This is a genomic window from Collinsella aerofaciens (assembly GCF_020181355.1).
Lineage (GTDB): Bacteria > Actinomycetota > Coriobacteriia > Coriobacteriales > Coriobacteriaceae > Collinsella.
Window position 1 is genome coordinate 2,085,839 of the sequence record NZ_CP084004.1, and the last position, 13,495, is coordinate 2,099,333.

13 protein-coding genes and 1 tRNA gene are annotated in these 13,495 nt (G+C 58.7%); 6 read left to right on the plus strand and 8 right to left on the minus strand.

Annotated features, from left to right (window positions below):
* The 4 genes from aroC (at position 1) to aroQ (ending at position 4,166) form a co-directional block, all read left to right on the plus strand.
* Positions 1–1,098, plus strand: coding sequence for a chorismate synthase (gene aroC, locus LCQ44_RS09135; protein WP_225093659.1), 1,098 nt, complete (start codon positions 1–3; stop codon positions 1,096–1,098).
* 169 nt (positions 1,099–1,267) lie between these two features.
* Positions 1,268–2,413 (plus strand): prephenate dehydratase, encoded by a 1,146-nt coding sequence (gene pheA, locus LCQ44_RS09140; RefSeq protein ID WP_225093660.1) that lies wholly within the window; start codon positions 1,268–1,270, stop codon positions 2,411–2,413.
* A complete protein-coding gene (locus tag LCQ44_RS09145) occupies positions 2,414–3,664 on the plus strand; it encodes a shikimate kinase (protein ID WP_225093661.1) in 1,251 nt (416 codons plus the stop codon). It abuts the gene before it with no gap.
* Between the two features lie 64 nt (positions 3,665–3,728).
* Positions 3,729–4,166, plus strand: coding sequence for a type II 3-dehydroquinate dehydratase (gene aroQ, locus LCQ44_RS09150; protein WP_099431841.1), 438 nt, complete (start codon positions 3,729–3,731; stop codon positions 4,164–4,166).
* Between the two features lie 104 nt (positions 4,167–4,270).
* Here the strand turns inward: aroQ and LCQ44_RS09155 are convergent.
* From LCQ44_RS09155 to LCQ44_RS09165, 3 genes are all read right to left on the minus strand, one after another.
* Positions 4,271–4,347 (minus strand) — tRNA-Arg (locus tag LCQ44_RS09155).
* A 54-nt stretch (positions 4,348–4,401) separates the two neighbouring features.
* Positions 4,402–5,169: an ABC transporter ATP-binding protein gene (locus tag LCQ44_RS09160; RefSeq protein WP_006236046.1), complete on the minus strand. Its 768-nt coding sequence runs from the start codon at positions 5,167–5,169 to the stop codon at positions 4,402–4,404.
* A gap of 11 nt (positions 5,170–5,180) precedes the next feature.
* Positions 5,181–6,026 (minus strand): ABC transporter permease, encoded by an 846-nt coding sequence (locus LCQ44_RS09165; protein WP_022094778.1) that lies wholly within the window; start codon positions 6,024–6,026, stop codon positions 5,181–5,183.
* 160 nt (positions 6,027–6,186) lie between these two features.
* Between LCQ44_RS09165 and LCQ44_RS09170 the strand changes: the two genes are divergently transcribed.
* Positions 6,187–7,158 carry a glycosyltransferase family 2 protein gene (locus LCQ44_RS09170; protein ID WP_117654851.1) on the plus strand — a complete coding sequence of 324 codons (972 nt, stop codon included), beginning with the start codon at positions 6,187–6,189 and terminating at the stop codon, positions 7,156–7,158.
* A gap of 102 nt (positions 7,159–7,260) precedes the next feature.
* On the opposite strand, the gene LCQ44_RS09175 is transcribed toward LCQ44_RS09170, so the two are convergent.
* From LCQ44_RS09175 to rfbA, 5 genes are all read right to left on the minus strand, one after another.
* Entirely contained in the window at positions 7,261–8,715 is a 1,455-nt protein-coding gene (locus tag LCQ44_RS09175) for a sugar nucleotide-binding protein (RefSeq protein WP_225093662.1), read from the minus strand.
* 120 nt (positions 8,716–8,835) lie between these two features.
* Positions 8,836–9,855, minus strand: a complete 1,020-nt coding sequence (rfbB, locus tag LCQ44_RS09180; protein WP_225093663.1) for a dTDP-glucose 4,6-dehydratase — start codon at positions 9,853–9,855, stop codon at positions 8,836–8,838.
* Between the two features lie 75 nt (positions 9,856–9,930).
* Positions 9,931–10,905 (minus strand): hypothetical protein, encoded by a 975-nt coding sequence (locus LCQ44_RS09185; protein WP_117583268.1) that lies wholly within the window; start codon positions 10,903–10,905, stop codon positions 9,931–9,933.
* 9 nt (positions 10,906–10,914) lie between these two features.
* Positions 10,915–11,352, minus strand: coding sequence for a DUF4869 domain-containing protein (locus LCQ44_RS09190; RefSeq protein ID WP_118095008.1), 438 nt, complete (start codon positions 11,350–11,352; stop codon positions 10,915–10,917).
* 95 nt (positions 11,353–11,447) lie between these two features.
* Positions 11,448–12,347: a glucose-1-phosphate thymidylyltransferase RfbA gene (rfbA, locus tag LCQ44_RS09195; RefSeq protein ID WP_225093664.1), complete on the minus strand. Its 900-nt coding sequence runs from the start codon at positions 12,345–12,347 to the stop codon at positions 11,448–11,450.
* A gap of 105 nt (positions 12,348–12,452) precedes the next feature.
* Between rfbA and LCQ44_RS09200 the strand changes: the two genes are divergently transcribed.
* On the plus strand, positions 12,453–13,493 hold the full coding sequence (locus tag LCQ44_RS09200; protein WP_225093665.1) for an acyltransferase family protein: 1,041 nt from the start codon (positions 12,453–12,455) through the stop codon (positions 13,491–13,493).
* Positions 13,494–13,495 lie beyond the last annotated feature (2 nt).

Sequence of the window (13,495 nt, forward strand, 5' to 3'; positions counted from 1 at the left end):
ATGTCCTCGACCTTTGGCAACGTCTTGCACTTAAGCATCTTCGGCCAATCGCACTCCCCCGCTATCGGCTGCTCGCTCGATGGCATCCCGGCGGGCATCGCCGTGGACCAGGAGAAGCTGCAGACCTTCCTCGACCGTCGCGCCCCCGGCCGCGACGAGACCGCAACCAAACGCCGCGAGGCCGACGCCGCGCATATCATCGCCGGTGTGATCGATGGACATACCACCGGCGCGCCCATCGCCGCGATTATCGAGAACACCAACACGCGCTCCAATGATTACACCGAGCTGCGCCGCAAGCCCCGTCCCGGACATGCGGACTTCCCTGCGCGCGTGAAGTATCACAACATGCACGATGTCGCTGGTGGCGGGCATTTTTCCGGCCGCCTAACGGCCCCCTTATGCATCGCCGGCGGCATTGCGCTGCAGGCACTTGAGGCCCGCGGCATTCAGGTCATGGCGCACGTCGCGCAGATCGGCGGCATCTCCGACCTGCCGATGGACGATATGGTCTATCGCGAGGCCGACCGCAAGGCAATCCTTACGAACGATCTGCCGTGCATTGACGCCGCCGCAGCCGGCCGCATGCGCGAGGAGATTCTGGCCGCGCGCGACGAGCTCGACAGCATCGGCGGCATCGTGGAGTGCGGCATTTACGGGCTTCCCGCGGGCATCGGCGACCCCATGTTCGACGGCATCGAGAACCGCATCGCGCAAATCGCCTTTGGCATTCCCGCTGTAAAGGGCGTGGAGTTTGGCATGGGCTTTGCCGTGGCCGCCATGCGCGGCAGCGAGAACAACGATCCGTATCGCATCGATGCCGAGACCGGCGAGATCGAGGTCGAGTCCAATAACGCCGGCGGCATCCTGGGCGGCATCTCCACCGGCGCGCCCGTCATGTGGCGCATGGCCGTAAAGCCGACGCCCTCCATTGGCCGCGAGCAGCAGACCGTAGACATGGACGCCATGGAAAATGTCGAACTCTCGGTCCACGGTCGCCACGATCCCTGCATCGTCCCGCGCGCCGTCCCTGTAGCCGAAGCAGCCGCCGCCCTCGCGATTTGGGACGCCCTCCTAGAGGACGCCGCCCAGCTTTAGTCCACCCACCCCAAGGGTAGTTAATTTGGGACGGGGCTATTTTAGCTACCCCCATATGCCAGTTGATATTTGCCCTGGCACCCATCAATTCGCCGACAGTCAAAGGGTAGCTAAAAAAGCCCCGTCCCAAATTAACTACCCCAGGCAACCATTCACGAAAGGGGTCCCTATGGACCTTGCCGATATTCGCCAGGCCATCGATGACATCGACACCACGCTCCTCAACAGCTTTGTCGAGCGTATGGACATTGCCACCGAGGTAGCCAAGTCAAAAATCGAGATGGGCAAGGCCGTCTTCGACCCCGCCCGTGAGCGCTCCAAGCTCAACAACCTCGCCAGCCGCGCGCCCGAGCGCTACAAGGCGCAGACCATCACCCTGTTCCGTCTCCTCATGAGCATGAGCAAGGCCGAGCAGCAGCGCTACATCAACGAGCTCAAGGGCATCACGGTGTCGCAAAAGGCCCATGCCATGGCCGCAGCCTTTGACACACCCTTCCCCCAGACGGCAACCGTCGCCTGCCAGGGCGTCGAAGGTGCCTACAGCCAAATCGCCGCGTGCAAACTCTTCGACGTGCCCGACATCGCGTTTTTCGAGACCTTCGAAGGCGTTATGCGCGCTGTGCGCGACGGCTTCTGCGAGTTTGGCGTGCTGCCCATCGAGAACTCCACCGCCGGCTCGGTCAACGCCGTCTACGACCTGCTCGCCCAGTTCGACTTCCACATCGTGCGCTCGCTTCGCCTCAAGATCGACCACAACTTGTTCGTCAAGCCCGGCACTAAGCTCGCCGACGTGCGCGAGGTCTACAGCCACGGCCAAGCCATTGCCCAGTGTGCCGGCTTTATCGAGTCCCACGACCTGCACGCCACCAAGTACCCCAACACCGCCATGTCGGCCGAGATGGTCGCCAGCTCCGGGCGCACCGATGTTGCCGCCATCGCATCGCGCAGCTGCGCGACACTCTATGGCCTGGAGGTGCTGGAGTCCAACATCCAGGACTCGGACAACAACTACACACGCTTTGTCGTCATCAGCCGCGAGCCACGCGTCTATCCCGGTGCCAACCGTACCTCGCTCATGATCACCACGGCCAATGAGCCGGGTGCCCTCTATCGCGTGCTCGAGCGCTTCTACGCGCTCAACATCAACCTCATCAAACTCGAGAGCCGCCCCATCCCCGGCCACGACTTTGAGTTTATGTTCTACTTTGATCTGGACTGCCCCTTTGGCAGCAAGGCCCTCGACGACCTGCTCGATTCCATCGACGACGTATGCGAGAGCTTCACCTACTTTGGCAGCTACACGGAGGTGCTCTAGATGACCGATACCGCCGCAACCCGTCCCTACGGCGTACTGGGCCGTGTGCTGGGCCACAGCTACACCCCGACCATCTACAAGGAGCTCGCGGGGCTTGAGTACGTGCGCTTTGAGCGCGAGCCCGAGGACCTCCAGGCCTTTATGACCGGCGACGAATGGGAGGGCACCAACGTGACCATCCCCTACAAGCGCGCCGTCATGGACTACCTGGACGAGTTGAGTCCCCTGGCCGAGCGCATGGGCAACGTCAACACCATCACACGCCTACCTGACGGTCGCCTGCGCGGCGACAACACCGACTACTTTGGTTTTCGGTGCCTGGTCGAGGAGTTGGGCGTTGAGGTTGCCGGCAAGAAGGCCCTCGTGCTCGGTGCCACCGGCGGCGCCGGCACCACGGCAAGTATGGTGCTGGGAGACATGGGCGCCATCGTCGTACCCGTGGGTCGCACGAGCGAAGTCAACTACAGCAACATCGCGCAGCAGTCCGACGCCGCCCTGCTCGTCAACTGCACGCCTGCCGGCATGTTCCCCCACTGCCCCGACGCGCCTTGCACGCTCGAAGGCCTCGATGCGCTCGAGGGCGTCATCGACATTGTCTACAACCCCGCCCGCACGGGCCTGATGCTCGAGGCCGAGCGCCGCGGCATCCCCTGCATCGGCGGCCTGCTTATGCTTGTTGCCCAGGCGGCACAAGCTGTCGAGCGCTATACCGGCAAAGCCACCCCGCGCGAGAGGATCCTGGACGTAACGGAGCGCCTGTCACGCCGCGAACAGAACATCGCGCTGATCGGCATGCCGGGCTCGGGCAAGACCCGCGTGGGCGAGCAGATCGCCCAGCTCACGGGCCGCGAGCACATCGATCTCGATCGCGCCCTCGAGGAGCGCCTGGGCATGCCCTGCGCCGACTTTATCATCAAGTGCGGCGAGGCGGCCTTCCGCGAGCAGGAGACGGCAGCGCTGGCCGACATCTCCAAGCGCAGCGGCTTGGTGCTCTCCACCGGCGGCGGCGTGGTTACGCGCGACGAGAACTACCCTCTGCTGCACCAAAACAGCCAAATCGTGATGCTCAACCGCAAGCTCGACGAGCTCGCCCACAAGGGCCGCCCCATCACCGCGCGCGACGGCATCGACAAGCTGGCCGAGCAGCGTATGCCGCGCTACCGCGCCTGGGCCGACTACATCATCGACTCACGCGACTGCGCCGCCAACACCGCCCATGCCCTCCTCGACACCCTCCCACCCGCTCTCTAACCAAAACCACCACAAAGGGGGCAGGCACCTTTGTGGTGGTTTTTCAACTGCAAAGGAAGCAACCATGAAAGCACTCGTCATTAACGGCCCCAACCTCAACATGCTCGGCATTCGCGAGCCAGGCATCTACGGCAGCGACAACTACGATCGCTTAGTGCAGATCTGCCAGGAAGCGGGTGCCGCACAGGGCTTCGACGAGGTCGAGGTCTTCCAGTCTAACCACGAGGGCAGCATCGTCGACAAGATCCAGGAGGCTTACGGAAAGGTCGACGGCATCGTCATCAACCCGGCCGCCTACACGCACACAAGCGTGGCCATCCTGGACGCGCTCAAAGCCGTCGCCATCCCGGCTGTGGAGGTCCACATTAGCGCAGTCGAGACCCGCGAAGACTTCCGCCAGGTGAGCTACGCCCGTCTGGCCTGCTTCGCCACCATCACCGGAGAGGGCCTGAAGGGCTACGCCCACGCGTTGGAGCTGCTGAAAGAGCATCTCGAAAAGTAAAATGCCAACCCCAACAAACAGCAGCGGCTTGCTCGCGCTCGGCTCCAGCAACACACAAGATGAAAAAAGCCCAGACCACCAAGCGGTCTGGGCTTAATAAACGATGGTGCTCCATGGCGGATTCGAACCGTCGACCTTGGGATTAGAAGTCCCCTGCTCTATCCAACTGAGCTAATGGAGCAAATAACCGCACGCCCAAGCAAACACAAGCCTGTCAGGCGCAAGTAATTATAACCTAGTTGAACTGCTCGCGGTACGCCTTGCAGACCTCATCGACCGGGCCGTCCATGCGAAGGTCACCCTTCTCAATCCAAACGGCACGCTGGCAGATGCGCTCAACCTGCTCCATAGAGTGCGAAACGAACAGAACCGTCACGTCGCCGCTCTGGATAAAGTGCTGGATGCGGGCCTCACACTTTTGCTGGAAGAACACATCACCGACGGACAGCGTCTCGTCAACGATCAGAATATCGGGCTCGGTAATCGTCGCGATTGCAAAGGCGATACGCGCCACCATGCCCGAAGAGAAGTTCTTAAGCGGCATATCGACAAAGTTCTGCAGCTCAGCGAACTCGATAATGCCGTCAAAGTTGGCGTCGATGAACTCCTTGGTATAGCCGAGCAGGGCGCCGTTCAGATAGATGTTCTCGCGGGCGGTCAGCTCGGGGTCAAAGCCGGCGCCAAGCTCAATCAGCGGCGCGATGTTACCGTGCACCTTAACGCTGCCCTCGCTAGGCTCAAGAACGCCAGCGATAATCTTGAGCATCGTAGACTTGCCGGAGCCATTGGTGCCGACCAGACCCACAACCTCGCCGCGATGAATATCAAACGAGATGTGCTTAAGCGCCCTAAACTCCTCAAAGAACAGCTCGTGCTTGGCAAGCTTAATGAAGTACTCCTTGAGGTTGGTCAGCGACTCGGACGCCATGTTAAAGATCATGGTGACGTCGTCGACCTCGACAGCCAGAGGCTGCTCGCTGTAATCAACAACAGATTCAGTCATCACAGCACTCCTTAGATGTAGAGGATAAATTTGCGCTCGGACTTATGGAACACGGTATAGCCAATAATAAGCGCAAGAACCGCCCAAGCGACGCACATACCAAACGTCATAAGCGAGGGCGTAGTCTGGAACAGGAAGATATCGCGCATAAACTGCAGGTAGTTGAACATGGGGTTCGCATACATCAAGATACGCACGAGATGCGGCATTTGCGCAATATAGTCAGTCGTCCAGAAGATGGGCGTAATGTAAGTCCACGCCGTAATGACGACGCTCCACAGATGCATAACGTCGCGGAAGAAGACCGTAAGGGCAGAGAGCATCATGCCCAGGCCCATGCAGAAGCACATAAGCAGCAGCAGGCAGACCGGCAACAGAATCAGGTGCCAAGAAGGCATAACGCGGAACCACAGCATGACGATGGCGACGGCGACCAGCGAGAAGGCAAAGTTGACCAGCGAGAAGAGCACCTTCTGCACCGGGAAAACCCAGCGGTGCACCTTAACCTTCTTGAGCAGAGGGGCAGCGCCCACGATCGACGTCAGGGCCTGGTTAGTAGACTCAGACATGACGGCAAAGGTGATGTTACCCACGATCAAGTACAGCGGGTACATCTCGGGCGTCATTGAGCCATTGCGGCCCTGGCCAAAAATCGTCGAGAACACGATGGCCATGACGATCATCATCAGCAGCGGGTTGAGCACCGACCATGCGACGCCCAGAACGCTACGGCGATACTTGATCTTAAAATCCTTGGTAACCAGCTGACGAAGGATAAACGCGTCCTTCTCAAATTCGTTCTTAGCAAACGTCGCAGGCAGACTGCGAGTTTCTTGTTGCTTTGTCTGATCCGACACGGATGCAACTCCTTTACTCGTAATCGTTGACAAACGAACAGTATAGACCCGACGGCCATGCAAACGATTCGCGCAACAAAACTGGAGAACTAACCCACATCTTAGGATGCCAGGCCCAAACGGCTATACTTTCTAGGATTGAATGTATAAGGAGCATTAAGTGAATTCTGAATCCATCGCCGTCATCATCCCTTGCTACAACGAAGCGCTCACGATCGGCAAAGTCATCGACGACTTTCACCGCGAACTTCCGCAGGCGACGGTCTATGTCTATGACAACAACTCGTCGGACGATACCTCACGCATTGCCACCGAGCACGGCGCCACAGTCCGCTTTGAGCCCCGTCAGGGAAAGGGCAACGTGTGCCGCCAGATGTTTCGCGATATCGACGCCGATTGCTACCTGATGGTCGACGGAGACGACACCTACCCCGCCGAGGCGGCCAAGGCCCTCTGCGAGCCCATCCTTAACGGCACGGCCGACATGACCGTAGGCGATCGCCTTTCCAACGGCACCTACGCCGAGGAGAACAAGCGTGCCTTCCACGGCTTTGGCAATAATCTGGTCCGCGCCATGATCAAGTGGATCTATGGCTACAGCTTCGATGACGTCATGACAGGCTACCGCGCCATGAGCCGCCCGTTCGTTAAAACCTTCCCAGTGCTTTCCGAGGGCTTTCAGATCGAAACCGAGCTCTCGATCCACGCCGTCGACCACCGCTGGCGCATCAAAGATGTGCCCATCGAGTACCGCGACCGTCCCGAGGGTTCCGAGTCCAAACTCAACACCGTGAGCGACGGCATTAAAGTCGTTGCGATGATCGGCACGCTGTTCAAGGACTACCGCCCGCTGAAGTTCTTCAGCCTCGTTGCGCTTCTGTTCGCGGTATTCGGCCTCGCCCTGGGCATGCCCATCGTTGTCGAATATTTCCAGACCGGCCTCGTCCCGCGCTTCCCCACCGCTGTGCTCGCCGCCTCGTTTATGTTCCTGTGCGGCCTGAGCCTTGCGACCGGCTTCATCCTAGATTCTGTAGCAAAGGTCGAAAAAAAGCAGTGGGAGGTCAACGTGTACAGCAAATACGCCTACGACGACCAGCCCGGCCACCCTACTTCCATGCCAAGCGAGAGGTAGATCTTCCGCAAAATACTATTGGCACCACTGCGCAGATAGCCACCAACAAGAAAAGCCGCCGTTAAAGAACGGCGGCTTTTACTCTCGAAAAGTTAATAGCGGCTAGAGCGTCTTGATGTACTCCCCCAGCTCTTCCTCCCAGTCGGGCATGTGGAAGCCGGCAGCCTCGAGCTTGGACAGGTCGAGCGCGGAGTGGACCGGGCGCGGGGCGACGGGGCCCTCGGCGCTCGCGTAGTAGTCGGCGGTCGATACCGGCACGACCCTGTCCCCGTTGCCGTTGGCGGCCTCGAAGACGGCGCGGGCGATATCGGCCCAGGACTTGACGGTGCCGGAGCCGGTGCAGTCGTAGGTGCCGTAGGGGGCGTGCGTCCCCAGCACGTGGAAGATGGCCTCGGCCATGTCGCGCGTGAAGGTCAGGCGGCCCAGCTGGTCGTCAACGACCGTGACCTGCTCGAGCCCGTCCTCGGGGTCGGCGACGCGGTCGGACAGGCCCTTCATCGTCTTGACGAAGTTGCGGCCCTCGCCGATGACCCAGCTGGAGCGCATGATGTAGTGGCGCGGGCACCCGGCCACGGCGATGTCGCCGGCGGCCTTGGTCTGGCCGTAGACGGACAGCGGGCTGAGGGGCTCCCCCTCGTCATGCACCTCGGCGGTGCCGTCGAAGACGTAGTCGCTGGACACGTGGACGAGGGTGATCCCGTGATCAGAGCATGTGCGGGCGAGGAGGGCCGGCCCGGTGGCGTTGGCCTTCCAGGCGGTCGCGCGGCCCTCGGCGGTCTCCGCCCTATCCACGGCGGTGTAGGCGCCGCAGTTGATCACGGTGCCGTAGAGCGACCAGTCGTACTGTGTGTAGGCGTCCGGGTCTGACATATCGAAGGTGTCGATGTCGCAGAAGTCGAAGTCCTTGGCCACGCCGCGCTCCTCGGCGAGCGCGCGGACCGCATGGCCCAGCTGGCCGTTGCAGCCGGTGACGAGGGTGCGCTTCGGCGCCATGGGGACGACATCGGCGAGCATCGGGTGGTTGAGGTCGGCCTCGGAGACGGTGGCCTCGTCGAGAGGGATGGGCCACTCGATGGCGAGCTCGGGGTCGGCGAGGTTCACGAAGGTGTAGGTCCTCTTGAGCTCCAGCGACCAGTGGGCGTCCACCAGGTAGGTGTAGGCGGTGCCGTCCTCCAGGGCCTGGAAGGAGTTGCCCACGCCGCGCGGGACGTAGATGGCCCTACTCGGGTCGAGCGTGCAGGTGAACACCTTCCCGTAGGTGGCGCTGCCCTCGCGCAGGTCCACCCAGGCGCCGAAGACCGAGCCGCGCGCCACCGAGATGAACTTGTCCCAGGGCTCGGCGTGGATGCCGCGGGTGACGCCGCGGCTGTCGTTGTAGGAGATGTTGTTCTGGACGACCCTGAGGTCGGGGATGCCCAGGGCGGTCATCTTGGCGCGCTGCCAGTTCTCCTTGAACCAGCCGCGCGAGTCGCCGTGGACGGCCAGGTCGACGACCTTGAGGCCCCCGATGCCGGTCTCGGCGACGGAGAGGTCCTTCTCGAATGCGATGTCTGCCATATGGGAAAAGCTCCTATCGAAGAGGTTCAGGTTGCGGGCGCCCGCGCGGGGACGCAGGATCATCCCCATGCCCTGCGGCCCCGCGCGGGCGCCCCGCGGTGCGGTTCGCCGGGGTTCGGCCTACTGCCCCTGGGCGCGGTAGCGGGCCTCGGTGGCCTCCTTGGCCGGGCGCCACCAGGACTCGTTCTCCACGTACCAGTCGATGGTGGCCTTCAGGCCCTCGGCGAAGTCGGTGTGCGCCGGCCTCCAGGCGAGCTCGCGCTGGAGCTTGGTGGAGTCGATGGCGTAGCGGCGGTCGTGGCCGGGGCGGTCGGCGACCCAGTCGAAGTCCTCGGGGTCGCGTCCCATCGCCTCCAGGATCATGCGCAGGACCGTGATGTTGTTCTTCTCGCCGTCGGCGCCGATGAGGTAGGTCTCCCCCATCTCGCCCTTCGTGAGGATGTCCCAGACGGCCGAGGAGTGGTCCTCGGTGTGGATCCAGTCGCGGACGTTCTCGCCCTTTCCGTAGAGCTTGGGGCGCACGCCGTCGATTATGTTGGTGATCTGACGCGGGATGAACTTCTCCACGTGCTGGTAGGGGCCGTAGTTGTTGGAACAGTTGGAGATCGTGGTGCGAAGCCCGTAGGTGCGGGCCCAGGCGCGCACGAGCATGTCGGAGGAAGCCTTGGTGCTCGAGTACGGCGAGGACGGGTGGTACGGCGTCTCCTCGGTGAACTTCGCCGGGTCGTCGAGCGCGAGGTCGCCGTAGACCTCGTCGGTGGAGACGTGGTGGTAGCGGATGCCGTACTTCCTCACGGCCTCCAGCAGGCGGAAGGTGCCCTCCACGTTGGTGCGCAGGAACGGCTCGGGGTCGGCGATGGAGTTGTCGTTGTGGGACTCCGCGGCGTAGTGCACGATGGCGTCGTGGCCTGGGACGATGCGGTCCAAAAGCTCGGCGTCGCAGATGTCGCCCACGACGAGCTCCACGCGGTCCGCGGGCAGCCCGGCGATGTTCTCGGGGTTGCCGGCGTAGGTCAGCTTGTCCAGGACGGTGACGTGTACCTCGGGGTGGTTCTTCACCACGTAGTGCACGAAGTTGCTGCCGATGAAGCCGCAGCCGCCCGTGACGATGATGTTCTTAGGTTCAAAAATCTCAGACATGAAAATCCAATCTGAAGCAAGTACAGCTTCTTTAGTATGCCGCAGGAAGTGACGCCGCGACACTATTCAACAAAACTATCGGACATTTCGGCATGCGATAAGAGCCATAACCTTCGCAGAATTACTTCCCCCACAAAAAGCTTCCGGAATGCTGTCTTTGTCATACCGGAAGACCGAATTCCCAGTTTTATCGCGTAAGTACTTATAGAAGAAGTCCTCCCAGCTTTTAAACTTCTCACTGTCTGCAAACGCTTCCGGCTCTTGCAAAACCGCTTTGGCATCTAACCCTGAAATTACGCCGGAGCTCAGCAGAAGCCACTCAAACGACTCGGGAAGACAAACCGTAACAGCATCGCGGTGAATGTCTTGCAGCTTAAGGACACGGTCCGCATAGCACCCAAATGCCGCTCCGTCCGCAACAACAAACACGCGATCGTCGAGATGCTGATCCAACCAGCCCAAAATCGCGCTGTTCGTCATGGCAGAAGCACAGGAAAGCTCACTGTCAGCGAAATGCCGTTCAAAGAACTGGAAACCAGACTTACTGTCCTCGCATAGAAGGATAGAAAAGTCCTGTTTTGGCGCCGACCGGGAAATAGCATAACGATGATTCCCACGATCTTGATAAACAGGGACGAAAGAATGGTATTTTCCGCTCGTCTTAATCTTGTAAATCTCATCCACGCTATACGGAAGATTAGGGAAATCAGCCCTTGAGATCAGCACGAAATAATTCGAGGAATACAGCACATGATGGGCAAACTCATCAGAATGAATCTCTTTTAAGCCCTCATCGACAAATACAATCGAGTCATGAACGGACGAAAGCTGGTTTCGCCAATCATAATCGGTCAGGGCGACACAGGGACAATCGCATTGCAAGGAAACACCCGACTGCTCGCCCGTTCGCATGTAGTCTGCGACCATGTCAAACAGTGTCGTCTTACCCGTGCCGCTATCGCCACGCACAATAGTGATGTTCCGCTTGATGGTAAATGTGTACTTGGTTCCCCTGCGGCGGGAAATCTTAACGAGATGCGAACCGTTCATAAGCAGCACCTACAGATACGGAATCGACTCGTGAATCAATTCGGCCATGTTGTGAACGATTCGGCCGCTATTCACGACTTTAATTTTAAAATCCTCGCGGCCAAAGTCCATCACATGATAGAGATTCACAACGAGCTTGCGGTCTTTCGCCATATCGAGAATCCACTTGGCACAGTTATCACCACAGGTAGAAGCGTTAAAAATATGCTTACGATCAAATCTCATAAGCAGCAGCGTTTTCACGCCACCAGAAAGCTGGAGTGGGGAAATGGACCCAAGCACAGGGCTTTCGATGAGGTTTTCGGAGACAACATCCGATCGATCGACATCTTTAATTATCGAGACTGCATAGGGATCCGTAATCCAAGAAGACCGGTAAGAGTTTTTGAAATATGTCGCTGTGTTGTAAATCGCTTCTGGCATATCGCCAAAGTAGACGCTTAACACATCCACTCCCAATCATATTGTCTTTATGGTCAACGTAATCATAACGAAAAGGGCCACCAGATAAACGGTGGCCCCTAAAAGAAAACAAGCCGGCGCTAATACTCGCGCGGGCTGTTGACGATCTCGCCGGCGGCGACCTTCTTCAGGTGCCGGCCGTAGACCGACTTGCCGTAGGCCTCGGCGGCCTCCTCCAGCTCGGCGGTCGTGATCCAGCCGTTCTCCCAGGCGATCTCCTCGGGCACGGACACGGGCAGGTCCTGGGAGTGCTCCACGGCGCGAACGAACTCAGCGGCCTCGTGCAGGCTCTCCATGGTGCCGGTGTCCAGCCACGCGTAGCCGCGGCCCAGGGTCACCACGGACAGCGTCCCCTCCTCCAGGTACATCCGGTTAAGGTCGGTGATCTCCAGCTCGCCGCGGGCCGACGGCTTGACCTCGTGGGCCTTGGCGGCGACGTCGCCCGGGTAGAAGTACAGGCCGGTGACGGCGTAGGAGCTCTTGGGCTCGGCGGGCTTCTCCTCGATGGAGACGGCCCTGCCCTCGCCGTCGAACTCCACGACGCCGAAGCGCTCCGGGTCGTCCACGTGGTAGCCGAAGACCGTGGCCCTGCCCGACTCTGCGTTCTGGACGGCTCGCGTCAGGTGGCGCGACAGGCCGTTGCCGTAGAAGATGTTGTCGCCCAGCACCAGGGCGCACGGCTCGCCGTTAATGAACTCCTCGCCGATGGTGAAGGCCTGCGCCAGGCCGTCGGGGCTCGGCTGCTCGGCGTAGGAGAGGTTCACGCCGTAGCGCGAGCCGTCCCCGAGCAGGCGCTCGAAGTTGGGGAGGTCCGTCGGCGTGGAGATGACCAGGATGTCCCGGATGCCCGCCAGCATGAGGGTGGACAGCGGGTAGTAGATCATGGGCTTGTCGTAGACCGGCAGCAGCTGCTTGGAGGTCACGAGCGTGAGCGGGTACAGGCGCGTGCCGGACCCGCCGGCGAGGATGATGCCTTTCATATATTCCGTCCTCTACAATCGAAAATAGTTATAAATCGAGCGGTTAGTAAGAGTTTGATATTCTATTAAGTTAATCCTTCTCAATATTAACGAAAGAAGCAATTGATGAACAACCGCAAGGACACAACCCGTAGAGACGACATAACGAACGTGAGGGCCCTTGCAATATTCCTTGTAGTCCTAGGCCACAGCATTATTCTGTATTCAAGTGCGTGGGGATATTATCCAACTGAACAAAAATCAATTCTGTTGGATAATCTCAAATTCTTAATAAACGGAATCCAGATGCCCTTGTTCTTTTCGTTATCTGGCTTTTGTTTTTTATGGAGCTGGAATCGATCAAGCGATTTTATCAGTCAGATCATTAAAAAAGCTCAACGCTTAATTATCCCCTATATCATGATTGGAATATGTTGGCTCTTCCCCATCAGGATGCTCGTTAAGTATCCCTATTACAATGGCCAAACTATATCGCACATCATCTTTAAATCAATTCTGTTGGGCGAAGACAACGGTCACCTTTGGTTTCTCCCGACTCTTTTTTTCATTACAGCAACCACGTCGTGCATCTTTCAAATACTCGAAAAGAGCCCTCTAACAAGTTTTAAGGTTCCGATAGTTTTCGGCGCTTCAATTTATCTTTACCATTTTGGAATACCATCAGCGAACAGGTATATCAATTTGGCAGAAGCAAATGCGATATGGTTTGCGCTTGGCCTAACAATCCACTACTTGGAAGCAAACAAATGGTTCGAGAGTTATAAAAGGCGTAAAAGCCTATCAATAGTCCTAATACTATTATTCCTTGTAAACTTACTAAAACAAGTTGTGCCCCCCATTGCTTCCACCGCCCTTACATGCATGGCGGTTGCATCAATTTATTGCGTCATCCCCCAAAAGGCAAACCTACTAACCGAAAAGATTAGCAAAAACAGTATGGGAATATATCTTTTTCATTCTCCACTGGTTTACATTTCTTTTACCTACTGGCCCAACATAGCCCCAATGGCGATGGCAGCAATTAACCTGATTGGATTTGGATCAGTCGCCTATATGTTGACGAATCTAATTCGAGTCACAAATATGGGTTGGATAATCGGGGAAACGCCAAAGGCATCACACGATAAGAAACAGGGAAAGCAATAGCC

Bases quoted from the DNA above. Each gene is read 5' to 3' on its own strand.
- aroC (WP_225093659.1), top strand. From the start codon at position 1: ATGTCCTCGACCTTTGGCAACGTCTTGCACTTAAGCATCTTCGGCCAA.
- pheA (WP_225093660.1), top strand. From the start codon at position 1,268: ATGGACCTTGCCGATATTCGCCAGGCCATCGATGACATCGACACCACG.
- LCQ44_RS09145 (WP_225093661.1), top strand. From the start codon at position 2,414: ATGACCGATACCGCCGCAACCCGTCCCTACGGCGTACTGGGCCGTGTG.
- aroQ (WP_099431841.1), top strand. From the start codon at position 3,729: ATGAAAGCACTCGTCATTAACGGCCCCAACCTCAACATGCTCGGCATT.
- LCQ44_RS09160 (WP_006236046.1), bottom strand. From the start codon at position 5,169: ATGACTGAATCTGTTGTTGATTACAGCGAGCAGCCTCTGGCTGTCGAG.
- LCQ44_RS09175 (WP_225093662.1), bottom strand. From the start codon at position 8,715: ATGGCAGACATCGCATTCGAGAAGGACCTCTCCGTCGCCGAGACCGGC.
- rfbB (WP_225093663.1), bottom strand. From the start codon at position 9,855: ATGTCTGAGATTTTTGAACCTAAGAACATCATCGTCACGGGCGGCTGC.
- LCQ44_RS09185 (WP_117583268.1), bottom strand. From the start codon at position 10,905: ATGAACGGTTCGCATCTCGTTAAGATTTCCCGCCGCAGGGGAACCAAG.
- rfbA (WP_225093664.1), bottom strand. From the start codon at position 12,347: ATGAAAGGCATCATCCTCGCCGGCGGGTCCGGCACGCGCCTGTACCCG.
- LCQ44_RS09200 (WP_225093665.1), top strand. From the start codon at position 12,453: ATGAACAACCGCAAGGACACAACCCGTAGAGACGACATAACGAACGTG.